15 protein-coding genes are annotated in these 12410 nt (G+C 74.7%); 8 read left to right on the top strand and 7 right to left on the bottom strand.

Translation table 11 applies throughout. From position 1 onward, the window contains the following. Window positions 1-109: 109 nt before the first annotated feature. From ACZ4UB_RS03265 to ACZ4UB_RS03250, 4 genes are all read left to right on the top strand, one after another. On the top strand, window positions 110-1018 hold the full coding sequence (locus tag ACZ4UB_RS03265) for an ATP-grasp domain-containing protein (protein ID WP_468067924.1): 909 nt from the start codon (window positions 110-112) through the stop codon (window positions 1016-1018). After that, window positions 1015-1824 (top strand): ATP-grasp domain-containing protein, encoded by an 810-nt coding sequence (locus ACZ4UB_RS03260; protein ID WP_468067922.1) that lies wholly within the window; start codon window positions 1015-1017, stop codon window positions 1822-1824. The genes ACZ4UB_RS03265 and ACZ4UB_RS03260 overlap by 4 nt, the downstream gene beginning before the upstream one ends. Window positions 1825-1923: 99 nt before the next feature. After that, the gene (locus ACZ4UB_RS03255; protein ID WP_468067921.1) at window positions 1924-2661 is read left to right on the top strand and encodes an SAM-dependent methyltransferase; all 738 of its coding nucleotides are present in this window, start codon (window positions 1924-1926) and stop codon (window positions 2659-2661) included. Window positions 2662-2704: 43 nt separating this feature from the next. Beyond that, the gene (locus ACZ4UB_RS03250; RefSeq protein WP_468067920.1) at window positions 2705-3070 is read left to right on the top strand and encodes a DUF6204 family protein; all 366 of its coding nucleotides are present in this window, start codon (window positions 2705-2707) and stop codon (window positions 3068-3070) included. On the opposite strand, the gene ACZ4UB_RS03245 is transcribed toward ACZ4UB_RS03250, so the two are convergent. Next, window positions 2985-3941: an EamA family transporter gene (locus ACZ4UB_RS03245; RefSeq protein WP_468067919.1), complete on the bottom strand. Its 957-nt coding sequence runs from the start codon at window positions 3939-3941 to the stop codon at window positions 2985-2987. The genes ACZ4UB_RS03250 and ACZ4UB_RS03245 overlap by 86 nt on opposite strands. A gap of 84 nt (window positions 3942-4025) precedes the next feature. Between ACZ4UB_RS03245 and ACZ4UB_RS03240 the strand changes: the two genes are divergently transcribed. The 4 genes from ACZ4UB_RS03240 to ACZ4UB_RS03225 all read left to right on the top strand — a co-directional run bounded on the left by ACZ4UB_RS03240 (window position 4026) and on the right by ACZ4UB_RS03225 (window position 6762). Next, window positions 4026-4508 (top strand): MarR family winged helix-turn-helix transcriptional regulator, encoded by a 483-nt coding sequence (locus ACZ4UB_RS03240; protein WP_468068177.1) that lies wholly within the window; start codon window positions 4026-4028, stop codon window positions 4506-4508. Window positions 4509-4568: 60 nt separating this feature from the next. After that, window positions 4569-4934 carry a YbjQ family protein gene (locus tag ACZ4UB_RS03235; protein WP_385772570.1) on the top strand — a complete coding sequence of 122 codons (366 nt, stop codon included), beginning with the start codon at window positions 4569-4571 and terminating at the stop codon, window positions 4932-4934. A 149-nt stretch (window positions 4935-5083) separates the two neighbouring features. Beyond that, complete coding sequence (tmpA, locus tag ACZ4UB_RS03230; RefSeq protein WP_468067918.1) at window positions 5084-6190, top strand: 2-trimethylaminoethylphosphonate dioxygenase; 1107 nt, start codon at window positions 5084-5086, stop codon at window positions 6188-6190. Next, window positions 6187-6762 (top strand): phosphonate degradation HD-domain oxygenase, encoded by a 576-nt coding sequence (locus ACZ4UB_RS03225; RefSeq protein ID WP_468067917.1) that lies wholly within the window; start codon window positions 6187-6189, stop codon window positions 6760-6762. The genes tmpA and ACZ4UB_RS03225 overlap by 4 nt, the downstream gene beginning before the upstream one ends. Before the next feature lie 25 nt (window positions 6763-6787). Here ACZ4UB_RS03225 and ACZ4UB_RS03220 read toward each other — a convergent pair whose 3' ends face one another. Genes ACZ4UB_RS03220 through ACZ4UB_RS03195 form a run of 6 tightly spaced genes read right to left on the bottom strand, consistent with a single transcriptional unit; the run spans window position 6788 to window position 12369 of the window. Further along, window positions 6788-7540: a GntR family transcriptional regulator gene (locus tag ACZ4UB_RS03220; protein ID WP_468067916.1), complete on the bottom strand. Its 753-nt coding sequence runs from the start codon at window positions 7538-7540 to the stop codon at window positions 6788-6790. 58 nt (window positions 7541-7598) lie between these two features. Beyond that, window positions 7599-8240, bottom strand: a complete 642-nt coding sequence (locus ACZ4UB_RS03215; RefSeq protein ID WP_468067915.1) for an HAD family hydrolase — start codon at window positions 8238-8240, stop codon at window positions 7599-7601. Further along, window positions 8237-9361 (bottom strand): ABC transporter ATP-binding protein, encoded by a 1125-nt coding sequence (locus ACZ4UB_RS03210; RefSeq protein WP_468067914.1) that lies wholly within the window; start codon window positions 9359-9361, stop codon window positions 8237-8239. The genes ACZ4UB_RS03215 and ACZ4UB_RS03210 overlap by 4 nt, the downstream gene beginning before the upstream one ends. Beyond that, window positions 9361-10227, bottom strand: a complete 867-nt coding sequence (locus ACZ4UB_RS03205; protein WP_468067912.1) for an ABC transporter permease — start codon at window positions 10225-10227, stop codon at window positions 9361-9363. The genes ACZ4UB_RS03210 and ACZ4UB_RS03205 overlap by 1 nt, the downstream gene beginning before the upstream one ends. Next, a complete protein-coding gene (locus tag ACZ4UB_RS03200; protein WP_468067911.1) occupies window positions 10215-11204 on the bottom strand; it encodes an ABC transporter permease in 990 nt (329 codons plus the stop codon). Before ACZ4UB_RS03200 ends, ACZ4UB_RS03205 begins: the two co-directional genes overlap by 13 nt. Window positions 11205-11211: 7 nt before the next feature. Further along, window positions 11212-12369: an ABC transporter substrate-binding protein gene (locus ACZ4UB_RS03195; protein WP_468067910.1), complete on the bottom strand. Its 1158-nt coding sequence runs from the start codon at window positions 12367-12369 to the stop codon at window positions 11212-11214. Between the last annotated feature and the right edge of the window lie 41 nt (window positions 12370-12410).

The following is a 12410-nucleotide window of genomic DNA, read 5'->3' as shown; positions in this document are numbered from 1 at the left end:
GAGCCGGGAACACCGCACCGATGCCGGGCTCGTGGCGGTTCATGACATCCTATGACGGCACAACTCGCCGGGCCGGACCGGTCGATGTCCGGGCAGACAGGGAAGGTCGATGAGGCTCTGCTTTCTGGTGGAGGAGCAGTACCGCCATGACGGCATGCCGAACGAGGTGATCGGGCAGCTGACCTCGTGGGGTCACCACGTGGACGTGGTGCGGCCCGGCGGTTCCCTCCTGCGCATGACCGAGACGGTACGCACGGGCAGCCACGACGCGTGGGTGCTCAAGACCGTGTCCGGCGGCCCCGGGCTCACCCTGCTCGAAGCCGCCGCCGGAGCCGGGATGACCACGGTCAACGACGCCCGCGCGATCCGGGGCGTCCGGGACAAGGCCCTCGCCGCGGCCCTGGGCGCCAGCCGCGGGCTGCCGCTGCCGGCGACGTACGCGGTGGCCCGGCCCGAACTCCTGCTGGAGATACCGGACGCGGAGTACCCGCTGGTGGTCAAGCCCGCCGACGGCAGCTCCGGCCGGGCCGTGTACCTGGTGTCCTCGCCGGACCGGCTGGCCGCGATGCTGGCGGACCTCGCGGGCGAGGGCATGCTGATCGCGCAGCCGTACGTGCCCAACGCGGGCACCGACATCAAGGTCTACAGCGTCCGCGGCGAGCTGTACGCGACCGAGCGCCGTTCACCGCTGCACCCCGACCACGCGGTGCGGGAGAGACGCGTGCCGCTGTCCGCCGAAGTGGCCGCGATAGCCGGGCAGGTGGGCGCGGTGTACGGGCTGGACCTGTACGGGGTCGACGTGATCCTCGGTCCGGACGGGCCGGTGGTGGTCGACGTGAACGACTTCCCGAGCTTCCGCCAGGTGCCGGACGCCGCGGCCCGGGTGGCCCGGGCCGTACTGGAGCTGGCCCGGGCCGGAACGGCGGGCTCCGCGGGCGCCGGACCACGACCCGCGATCCCGGCGCAGGCGGGCGCGCCGACGGCGCCCCTGACCGCCACGGCCGGCGAGGCGCTGTGAGGATCGGCCTGATCACCCCCGAGCCCGGACATCCCCTGCTGGCCGGGACCACGTCCCTGCTCGCCCCCGAGCACCGGGTCGAAGCCCTGGACCCGGGCACCGCGACGCGGCTGCCGGGGCCGCCCGCCGACGTCTACCTGCTCAAGTCCCGCACGCCGCGGGCGCTCGCCCTCGCCCGCGAGGCCGAGGCGCTCGGGGCCCCGGTGATCAACTCGGCGGCCGCCACCGAGCTGTGCCAGGACCGTACGGTGATGGCCGCGCTGGCCCGTGGGGCGGGCCTGCCCTTCGCCGCCACCCGCGCCTACGCCACCCTCGCGGAACTGGCCGCGGGTCCGCCGCTCGCGGGACCCGTCGTCGTCAAGAGCCACCACAGCCGTCGGAGCGATCTGGTCGCCCGGGTCGACGACGGGGCGCGGCTGGCCGCGCTGGCGGACCAGTGGGCCGCGGAACCGGTCGTGGTGCAGGAGTTCGCGCCCAACGACGGCTGGGACCACAAGCTGTGGGCGATCGGGGACCGGGTCTTCGCGGCGCTGCGGCGCTCCGAACTCTCCCCCGGCGGGCGGGGCCCGACCCTGCCGCTCCCCCTCGCCGAGCTGCCGTCGGGCTGGGTCGAGCTGGTCCGCGCGGTCGGCGAGGTCTTCGCGCTGGACGTCTACGGGGTGGACGTCATCGCCGCCGAGGGGGGCGGGGAACCGCTGGTCGTCGACATCAACGCCTTCCCCGGCATCCGGGGCCAGTCCGGCGCCCCCGAGGCCCTGGCGGCCCTGGCCCTGCGCCGCGGCGCGCACCGCACCGCCACCCGCTGACCGGACGGGGGCGCCGGCCCGCGGCCCACGGGGGCCGTACCTGACGCACCGGGGCAAATTCGGATGCGGACGGGGGCCGCCGGGTGTGAGGGTGCGGCCATGAACCGCGAAATGATCTCCAGCATCGCCCACACCCACCACCCGATCAAGGCCCCGCTCGACGACGTGTCGGTGCGGCGCTTGCTGGAGCACGGCGTCGCCCGTGAGGGCGCCCGCCTGCTCGACCTGGGCTGCGGCACGGCGGAGTGGCTGCTGCGCGCGCTCGCGGCCCATCCCGGGACCCGGGCCGACGGGGTCGACGTGTCGCCGCAGGCGCTGGAACAGGCCTCCGCCGCGGCCCGTGCGCGCGGCGTACAGGACCGTCTGGTCCTGCACCAGCAGCCGGCCGCGGAGTTCACCGCGCCGCACTCCTTCGACCTGATCCTCAGCATCGGCTCCTCGCACGCCTTCGGTGGCCTGCTGCCCACCCTCGAAGCGGCGGCGGAGCGGCTGGCGCCCGGCGGGCGGGTGCTGATCGGCGACGCCTTCTGGGAGCGCGAGCCGTCCCCGGAGGCCGTCGAGGCGCTCGGCGAGTACGAGGACCTCGCGACCACCCTCGACCTGATCGGCGCGGCGGGCTGGACGCCGGTGCTCGGTCACGTCAGCACCCGCAGGGAGCTCGACGACTACGAGTGGACCCTCTGGGGCACGTTGGCCGAGTGGGCGCTGGACCACCCGGAGGATCCGGACAGCGCCCAGGCCCTGGCCACGGCCGGCGAGCGCCGCTCGGAGTGGCTGCGCACCTATCGGGACAGCTTCGGCTTCCTGACCCTGGTGCTGCGCCGGACGGCCGGGTGAAAAGGTGGTGCGACCCCCGCGGGCACCGACCTAGAGTCGAGGAATGAGCACTCGCACCTTCCGCATCACCGTCCGCGGCGCCTTCGACGGGCTCACCGCCGAGCAGCACGCCGAGCTGGTCGCCCGTGCGCCCGAGCACGACATGCTGCGGGCGGAGTTCACCGTCGAGGGCCACCTCACCTACGACATCGCCGCCCGGCCGTTCTTCACCTTCCGGTTCCTGGAATCGGGCGAGAAGGAGGAGGACATCCTGGACGCGAGTGCGCGGGCCGAGCTGGCCGCCGAGGCGTGGCTGGAGGAACGCGGGTACGGCTTCAAGAACATCAAGTCCCAGTCCCAGGACCTCTCCCTGGCTCCGCTGGGCAAGCGCGGGCGGCGCGCCGCGGCGGCGGCGCTGTCGACCGGCTGATCGACGGCCGGGCCGGGGCCGGGCGCCCGAGCAGGATCCCGACCAGGGCCAGCAGGAGCCCGCACAGCTGCCGGGGGGCGAGGGTCTCCCCGGCGACCAGCGTGCCGAGCAGGACGCCCGTCACCGGGTTGAGCAGTCCGACGAGGCCGACGGTGGCGGCGGGCAGCCTGCGCATGCCCGCGAACCAGGCCGCGAAGGCCACCGCCGTCGCCAGCACGGCCGTGTAGCCGAAGCCGAGCAGGGCGGGTCCGTCCACCGCGGGCGGCCCGCCCTCGACGCCGACGGCCAGGGGCAGCAGGAGCAGGCCGCCGCCGACGAGCTGCCAGGCGGTGGAGGCGAGTATCCCGGGCGCCGCCGCCCCGTCCGCCTGGTACCAGCGCTTGGCGAGGACGAAGCCGAGGCAGGACATCACCATGGCCGCCGCCGCGGCGCACGCGCCCAGCGCGTCGACGGCCGTGTCCGCCCCGAGCAGCATCAGGGCCACTCCGGCGACGCCCACGCCGGCCGCCACCAGGTGGCGCGGGGCGGGGCGCTCCGCGGTGAGCGGCCAGGCGATCAGCATCAGCACCAGGGGCGCCGCCGCCATCACGGTCGAGGCCACGCTGGAGGGCAGGCGCTGGGCCGCGAGGTAGACCAGGGCGAAGAAGCCGCCCATGTTGAGGGTGCCGAGCAGCAGCGACTTCCACCACCACGATCCGCGCGGCAGCACCCGTGCGACCGCGAGCAGCAGCAGTCCCGCGGGCAGGGCCCGGATCGCCGCGCCGTACAGCGGCTGGCCCGCCGGCAGGAACGCCTGGGTGACGTAGTAGTTCGCGCCCCAGGCCACCGGTGCGACCGCGGTGACCAACGACCACCGCAAGGTATCTTCCATGGAAGTCACTTTACCTTCCGAGGAAGGTAAAGTGGGAGGGTGCAGCACGAGAATCCCGTGGACCCCGCCCCCGCCCCCGACCGCATCGCCCGCATCCAGGCCGAGTGGGCGCGCGAACGCCCCGATCTGGACGTCGGGCCGCAGGCGGTGATCGGCAGGCTCCACCGGCTCGCCGCCCTGTTGACCGAGCGCCTGTGCCTCGTCTTCCGGCGCTACGGACTGAGCGAGGGCGAGTTCGACGTCCTGGCCGCGCTGCGCCGCGCGGGTGCGCCGTACGAACGCGCGCCCGGCGAGCTGGCCGCGCACACCATGGTGACGACCGGCGCCATGTCGAAGCGGATCGACCGGCTGGAGCGCGACGGCCTCGTCACCCGCCGCCGCTCGGCCAGCGACGGGCGCGGCCGGGTGGTCGCGCTCACCCCGGCGGGCCGGGAGCTGTTCGACCGGGCGTTCACCGAGCACGTACGGGGCGAACGGGCCCTCCTGGACGCCCTGGACCCGGCGCAGGCGCAGCTCCTGGAAGCCCTGCTGACCACCTGGCTGCGCCAGGTCGAGCCGCCTTCGTAGGGGGCGCCCCGCCGCCCGCCCCGGGATGCGGGACGGGCCCCGCGGCGGGAGAGTGTCCGCATGGGAATCGATGATTACGGCGGCGGTACCGGGGCGCAGTCCGCGGTCCTGGTCGTCACCACGAACGACGTGCCGGGCTACCGCGTGCAGAAGGTGATCGGCGAGGTCTTCGGGCTCACCGTCCGCTCGCGGCACCTGGGGAGCCAGATCGGCGCCGGCTTGAAGTCGATGATCGGCGGCGAGCTGAAGGGCCTGACCAAGACCCTGGTCCAGACCCGCAACCAGGCCATGGAGCGACTCATCGAGCAGGCGCAGGCGCGCGGCGCGAACGCGGTGCTGATGATGAGGTTCGACGTGACCGACGCCGCCGACGTGGGCACCGAGGTCTGCGCCTACGGAACGGCCGTCGTCATCGCGCCCCAGTAAGCGAACCGTCCCGGAGGCGAGCCGTCCACCGCGGCGCCACCTGATCGTCATGCGCGGATGCCACGCTGCCCGCGGGTCAAGTTGTACAGACAACTTGACCCGCGTGAGCGAAGACACCCGAGACGACGCACCTGACGACGGGAGCCGTGATGACGGCGACGACGATCCCCCGCCCACCCGCGCTCTGGCTGCGCGACAACTGCCCCTGCACGGAATGCCGCGACCCGCGCAACGGCCAGAAGCTGTTCCAGATCACCGATCTCCCCGCCGACCTCGCGGTCGGCTCCGCCCGCGAGGCCCGGACCCCGCTCGGCGAGCCCGCCCGCGAGATCCTCTGGGCACCGGACGGCCACCGCTCGCTCTACCCGCTGGCCTGGCTGGACGCGCACGCCCCGGGACCGGCGGACGACCGCCCCGGCGACGGGCGGACCGAGGCCGACAAGGAGCTGTGGGCCGCCGCGGACCTGCGCGGGCGGCTCCCGGAGGCCGACTGGAGCGGCTACCGCGACGACGCCGCGGTGCGGGCCGGGGCCCTGGAGCACGTCCAGCGGCTCGGTTTCGTGCTGCTCCGCGGCGTCCCCTGCCGCGATCGGCAGGTCCTGGACGTGGCCCGGACCTTCGGCCACGTCCGCGAGACGAACTACGGCGAGCTCTTCGAGGTGCGCGTCGAGCCCGACCCCAACAACCTCGCCTTCACCGGGGCGTTGATCACCCCGCACACCGACAACCCCTACCGCGATCCGGTGCCCACGCTCCAGCTCCTGCACTGCCTCGTCAACGAGGCGAACGGCGGGGACTCGGGCCTGGTCGACGGCTTCCACGCCGCCGCCCTGCTGCGGTCCGAGGACCCGGCCGCCTTCGAGGTCCTGACCCGGACCCCCGTCGAGTTCGCCTTCGCCGACGCGCACACCGAACTGCGCGCCCAGCGACCGCTGATCGAGACCGACGCCCTCGGTCGCATCCGCGAGATCCGCTTCAACAACCGCTCGATCGCGACCCTGCACCACCCGGCGGAGGTCCTCGACGCCTTCTACCGCGCCTACCGGAGCTTCGCGGCGCTGCTGCTGCGCCCGGAGCTGAGGCTGGACTTCCGTCTCGCGCCCGGCGACTGCGTCGTCTTCGACAACACCCGGCTGTTGCACGCCCGTACGGCCTTCGCCGAGTCTGGTGCGCGCCACCTCCAGGGCACCTACGCCGATCTCGACGGGCTCGCCTCCACCCTCGCCGTCCTGCGCCGCACCGGCGGTGCCCGATGAGGCCCGGTACCGATGCTCCCCTCGACGCGCTCGACCAGCTCGCCGCGCTCTTCGAGGGCGAGGGCGGCGCCGAGTACCTGGGCGAGGCGGTGACCCAGGCCGGGCACATGCTCCAGGCGGGCGCGCTCGCGGAAGCCGCCGGGGCGCCCGCCGCGCTGGTCGCCGCCGCGCTCCTGCACGACGTCGGCCACTTCCAAGGAGCCGTCACCGGGCGGGACCTGATGGAGGGCCACCAGGACAACCGGCACAGCCACACCGGGGCGGACTGGCTCGGGCAGTGGTTCGGGCCCGAGGTCACCGAGCCGGTGCGGCTGCACGTGGCCGCCAAGCGCTACCTGTGCAGGGTCGAAGCGGGCTACTTCGCCCTGCTCTCCGAGGCCTCCGTGCACACCCTGCGGATGCAGGGCGGTCCGATGACGGACCAACAGGTGCGCGCCTTCGAGGCGTTGCCGGGGGCGGCCGACGCGGTCGCCGTGCGGCGCTGGGACGACCTCGCGAAGGATCCGGAGCGGGCCACCCCGGACTTCGAGCACTTCCGGCCGCTGCTCGCGGCGCTGCTCCTGGCCCCCTGAGCCGCCCGGCGCGGCCGCCGCCCGGTCAGGGACCGAGGCGGCGGCCCAGGGCGCTGGCCGCCGTCGTGTGCACCGTGAACGACACCGTTCCCGGCAGGTAGCGGTCCTGCGACCACTCCACCGGGGCCCCCGCCGGGTCGGTGGAGCGCCGCCGCTCGCGCAGCAGCGCCTCCCCGGCCCGGCAGCCGAGCAGCTCCGCGTCGTCGGCGTCCGCCCGCGCGAGGTCGATGGTGTGGTGGCCGTCCATGAACAGCACGCCGTGCCGGGCGAGTTCCTCGGAGTACGAGACGGTGTCCAGCGGCATGCCGGCGACGAGGGCGCCGACGGCCTCCGGGTACGTGGTGCGTTCCACCATCACCGGCGCCCCGGCCAGCGTGCGCAGCCGCCGCACCCGGTAGACGGGGCCCCCGGGGGCGATCCGCAGGTGCTCGGCCTCTTCGGCGTCGGCCGCCACCCGCTCGACCGCGACCGTCCGCCCGCCCGGTTCCCGGCCCAGCGAGCGCGCCCACCGGGTGAAGCTGCGCAGTTCCGCGGAGCCCGCGTCGCCCGGGGCGGCCAGCACCACGCGGCGGGTGCCGCGGCGCGAGGTGATCAGTCCGTCGGCGCGCAGCGCGGCGAGCGCCTGACGGACCGTGCCCCGGGACACGCCGTGGCGGCGGGCGAGTTCGTCCTCCGCGGGCAGCCTGGCCCCGGATCCGTACTCGCCCGCCGTGATGGCGGTCCGCAGGTCGGCGGCGACGCGGAGGTACAACGGGGTCCTGCGCGATGCCTCGTTCACGGACCCAGCTTGTCATGTTCGCCCGCGCCGACCACCGCGGGCCGGTGCTCCGGCCCGCTCAGGCGCACAGCGCGTGCAGCAGGTCGGGATCCGCGTCGACGAGCGAGTCGAGCAGGGTCAACCCGGGTGCGGGGAGCAGGGGTTCGGTGGAGGGGACCCCGAGCACCCGACAGCCCGCGGCGAGCGCCGAGGCGACGCCCGTGGGGCTGTCCTCCACCGCGACGCAGCGCTCGGGCGCCGCGCCGAGCGCGAGCGCGGCGGCGAGGTACGGGTCCGGCTCGGGCTTGGTCCGTACGGTGTCCTCCGCGCCGAACAGGACGTCGAAGCGGTGCCCGTCCAGGGTGCCCGCGACCTGGTCGACCACGGCCCGCGGCGAGGCGGAGACCAGCCCGGTGGGGACGGACTCGGCGCGCAGCGCGGCCAGCAGCCGCAGGGCGCCGGGGCGCGGGACGGTTCCGGCGGCGAGCCGCGCGGCGAAGCCCCGCCCCAGCTCGGCGGCGAGCTCCGCCTGCGCCGCGTCCAGGTGCCGCGCCAGCAGCGCGGCGGCGTCCTCGACGGAGCGCCCGGTCACCGCGGTGCGGCGGACGGGGTCCAGCGCGCGCCCCCGGCGTACGGCGGCGGCCTCGACGACCTCCAGCCAGACGCCCTCGGTGTCGACCAGCGTGCCGTCCATGTCGAAGAGGACCGCTTGCAGGCTCATGCCGGTCCGTCCTGGGGCGCGAGCAGCACGGGACGCGGCTGCGGCCGTACCGCGACGCGCGCGCCCGGCAGCAGGGCGGCGGCCGCGTGCGTGGGGACGTCCGCCTTGACCTCGCTCACCCGGCCCGCGGCGTCGGTCAGCGCGATGCGCACCCGGACGGTCGGGCCGTGGAAGGCGGTGCCGAGGACGCGGCCCGGGCCGTCGTCCTCGGCGGTGACCTCCAGCCCCTCGGGGCGCAGCAGCGCCTCGACCGGCCCGGGGGCCGGCGCCGGGCCGTCGACGGGCAGTCGGACGCCGAGCACGTCGACGGTCCCGTCGGCGGTGGCCAGCGCGGGGACCCGGTTCATCGCGCCGATGAAGTCGGCGACGAATCCGGTGGCGGGGCGGGCGTACAACTCGGTCGGGGTGGCGCACTGTTCGAGGCGCCCGCCGCGCATGACCGCGACCCGGTCGGCCATCGAGAGGGCCTCCTCCTGGTCGTGGGTGACGAAGACGGTGGTGATGCCGAGCTCCAGCTGGAGGCGGCGGATCTCCTCGCGCAGGGTCACGCGCACCTGGGCGTCGAGGGCGGAGAGCGGTTCGTCGAGGAGGAGCAGCCGGGGCCGCAGGGCGAGCGCCCGGGCGAGGGCGACGCGCTGCTGCTGGCCGCCGGAGAGCTGGTGCGGGTAGCGGTCGCCGTGGCCGGGCAGGCCGACCAGTTCCAGGAGTTCGGCGGCGCGGGTGCGCCGTTCGGCGGCGGGCGCCCCGCGCATGCGCAGGCCGAAGCCGACGTTGTCGGCGGCGTTCAGGTGCGGGAAGAGGCTGTACGACTGGAACACCATGGCGGTGTCACGGCGGTTGGCCGGGACCGCCGCGATGTCCTTGCCGTCGAGCAGGACCTGCCCGGCGTCGGGCCGTTCGAAGCCGGCGAGGACGCGCAGGGCGGTGGTCTTGCCGCAGCCCGACGGGCCGAGCAGGGCCAGGAGTTCGCCCGGGGCCACGTCGAGGTCGAGCCCGTCGAGGGCCACGGCCGAGCCGAACTCGCGGCGCAGGCCGCGCAGTTCGAGGCTGGCTCCGGCGCCGCGGGCGTCGGGCAGCGCGCGCGTCGGGTGCGGCGCGGTGGTCGCGGTGGTCGCGTTCATCAGGGGGTGACTCCTACGGCCTTCGGGCGGGAGGTGCGGTGGTGGCGCTTGCGGCCGGCCACCGTCAGGACGAGCAGCAGGGCCCAGGTCAGCAACAGGCTCAGCAGGGAGACGGCGACGGACAGCCGGGCATCGGATCCGGAGGCCTGGACGACCCACACGGTGAACGGTTCGAAGCCGAGCAGCTGGGCGACCGTGAACTCGCCCAGGACCAGGGCCAGGGCGAGGAAGGACGCGTTCAGCAGGGCGCCGCGCAGATTGGGCAGGACGGCGAGGACCAGCGCCCGGGGCCAGGACGCCCCGAGGTCGCGGGCCGCCTCGACGAGGGTCCGTACGTCCACCGCGCGCAGGCCGGCGTCGAGCGCGCGGTAGACGAACGGCAGGGCCATCACGGCGTAGGCCAGGACCAGGACCAGCGGGAAGGCGGGGTTCTGGACGGCCACGAAGGTCTGGTAGAGCGGGGTCGCGGCGAGTTGCTCCGGGCCCCAGCGCAGCACCGTGGTGATCCCGGCGGTCAGCGCGACCGGCGGCACCACCAGCGGCAGGGTGCACACGACCTCCAGCACGGCGCGCAGCCGGGGCGCCCCGAGCCGCACGGCCACGGCGGCCGGGACGGTGACCAGCAGCACCAGGGCCACGGTGGCCGCGGCCAGGCCGACGGAGAGGCCCAGGGCGGCGAGGAAGCCGTCGGCGTGCACGATCCGGGTGTAGGCGGAGAGGGTCCAACCCTGGCCCGGGATGTCGAGGGTGAAGACCGCCGAGGCCAGCAGCGGGACGAGGAAGTACGTCGCGGCCAGCAGCAGCACGATCGTGCGGCCCGGGCGGAGGGTTCCCGGGGTCCGGGTGCCGGCGATCAGGCGAGCCATCGGGCGCTCCTTCGCTGGAGGGGCAGGTGGACGGCCATCACCAGCAGCGCGACCAGCACCATGTCGAGGCTGAGCGCGAGCGCCACGTTCTCCTGGCCGATCAGCACGTTGCCGGACAGCGCGTCGGCGATCTGCAGGGTGACGAGGGGGACGGAGCTGCCGACCATCGACGCGGCGGTGGCGTAGGCGGCGAAGGCGCTGCCGAAGAGCAGCACGAACCCGCCGAGCAGGGTGGGCAGCAGGACGGGGATCCCGATGTGCCGCCAGTACCCCCAGGTGGAGGCGCCGCAGTCCTGGGCGGCCTCGCGCCATTGCGGGCGCAGCCCCTCCAACGCGGGGGCCACGGTGAGCACCATCAGCGGCACCAGGAAGTAGAGGTAGGTCAGCGACAGGCCCCAGAAGCCGTACAGCGACCAGCCGTGGGCGTCGAGGCCGAGGCCGGTGGTGAGGACGCCCGCGTTGCCGAGGGTGGCGACGAAGGCGAAGGCGAGCGGGACGCCGCCGAAGTTGGCGAGCACCCCGGAGGCGGTCAGCACGGCCTCGCGCAGCACGCGGCTGCGGGAGCTGACGACGGCCTGGGCGACGAGGAGCCCGAGCAGGGCGCCCGCGGCGGCGGTGAGCGCGGACAGCTTCACGCTGCCGATGAGGGCGGTGCGGTAGGCGCCGTCGACCGAGCGGGCGAGGTTGTCCACGCCGTACGCGGTGGTGGCGGTGACCGGGTCCTTGACGCTGAAGGCGCCGAAGACCATGGCCAGGGCCGGCAGGCCGAAGGCCAGGGCGACCAGCAGGAGCAGCGGCAGGGCGGCGAGCCAGGCGCCGCGGCCGCGGCGCGCTCCGCGCCCGGGCCGGGACCGGGGCCGGTCCCCGGGGGCGGTCGCGGGGCGCTGCCCGGGCGGGGCCGGGCGCGTGGGGGCGGGGGCCGCCGCCGCACCGGGCGCGGTGCCCGGCGCGGCGGCGGTCGATGCGTGGGGGGTCATCTGCGCGTCAGCCGGCGATCGCCTTGGCCCAGCCGCCGGCCAGGGTTTCCTTGGCCTTGGCGGTCTGCTCCTGGCTCGGGAACTTCGGGGTGCCGGTGACCGGGGGCAGCGCGGCGGCGGCGGCCTTGTCGAGGGTGCCGTCGGCCTCCATCACGGGCATCAGCACGGGGCGGGCGTGGCCCTTCAGCCACAGGTTCTGGCCCTCGGCGCTGTAGAGGTACTCCTGCCACAGGCGGGCGGCCGCCGGGTGGGGGGCGTCCTTGTTGATGGCCTGGGAGTAGTACTGCGCGAACTGGCCGTCGGCGGGTACGGCGACCTTCCAGTCGATGCCCTTGGGCTTGAACTGCTCGGCGTAGCCGGCGTTCAGGTAGTCCCAGTCGATGCTGATGGGCGTCTCGCCCTTCTCGACGGTGGCGGGGGTGGACTCGACGGGGTTGTAGTTCCCGTTCTTCTTGAGCTTGCCGAAGAAGTCGAGGCCGGGCTGGATGTCGTCGAAGGAGCCACCGCTGGCGAGGGAGGCGGCGAAGACGCCCGCGTAGGCGGAGCCGGACTTGGTGGGGTTGCCGTTGAGGGCGACCTGGCCCTTGTACTCGGGCTTCAGGAGGTCCGCGAAGGTCTGCGGGCAGACCGTGACGCGCTTGGCGTCGCAGCCGATGGAGACGTAGCCGCCGTAGTCGTTGGACCAGCGCCCCTGCGGGTCGCGCTGGGCCTCGGGGATCTTGTCGAAGGCGGCCACCTTGTAGGGGGCGAGGAGGTTCTCGGCGGCCGCGGACTGGGCGAAGGCAGCGCCCAGGTCGAGGACGTCGGGGGCGCGGTCCTGACCCTTGCGGGACTTCACCGCGTTGATCTCGTCCTGGCTGGAACCGTCCGGGTTCTCCACCTTGACCTGGATCCCGTACTTCTTGGTGAAGCCGTCGATCAGGGCGCCGTAGTTCGCCCAGTCGCGCGGGATGGCGATGGCGTTGAGGGTGCCCTCCTTCTTCGCCGCGGCGACCAGGGCGTCCATGCCGCCGAGGTCGGCGGCGGAGGCCGCGGTGGCCAGGTTCTTGCCGTTCGCACTGGTGGTGACCGCCTTGTCGGGGGCGGCGCCACAGGCGGACAGGGCCAGGGTGGAGAGGACGAGACCGGCGGCGAGGGTGACGGTCCGGGTGTGAACGGTGATCACGTGGGGGCTCCAAGTTGTATGGACAACTGAGCCCATTACCG

The sequence above is a fragment of the Streptomyces sp. NPDC028419 genome, assembly GCF_055565515.1.
The sequence above is the reverse complement of the archived record's forward strand: the minus strand, read 5'-3'. Positions and strand labels throughout refer to the sequence as shown.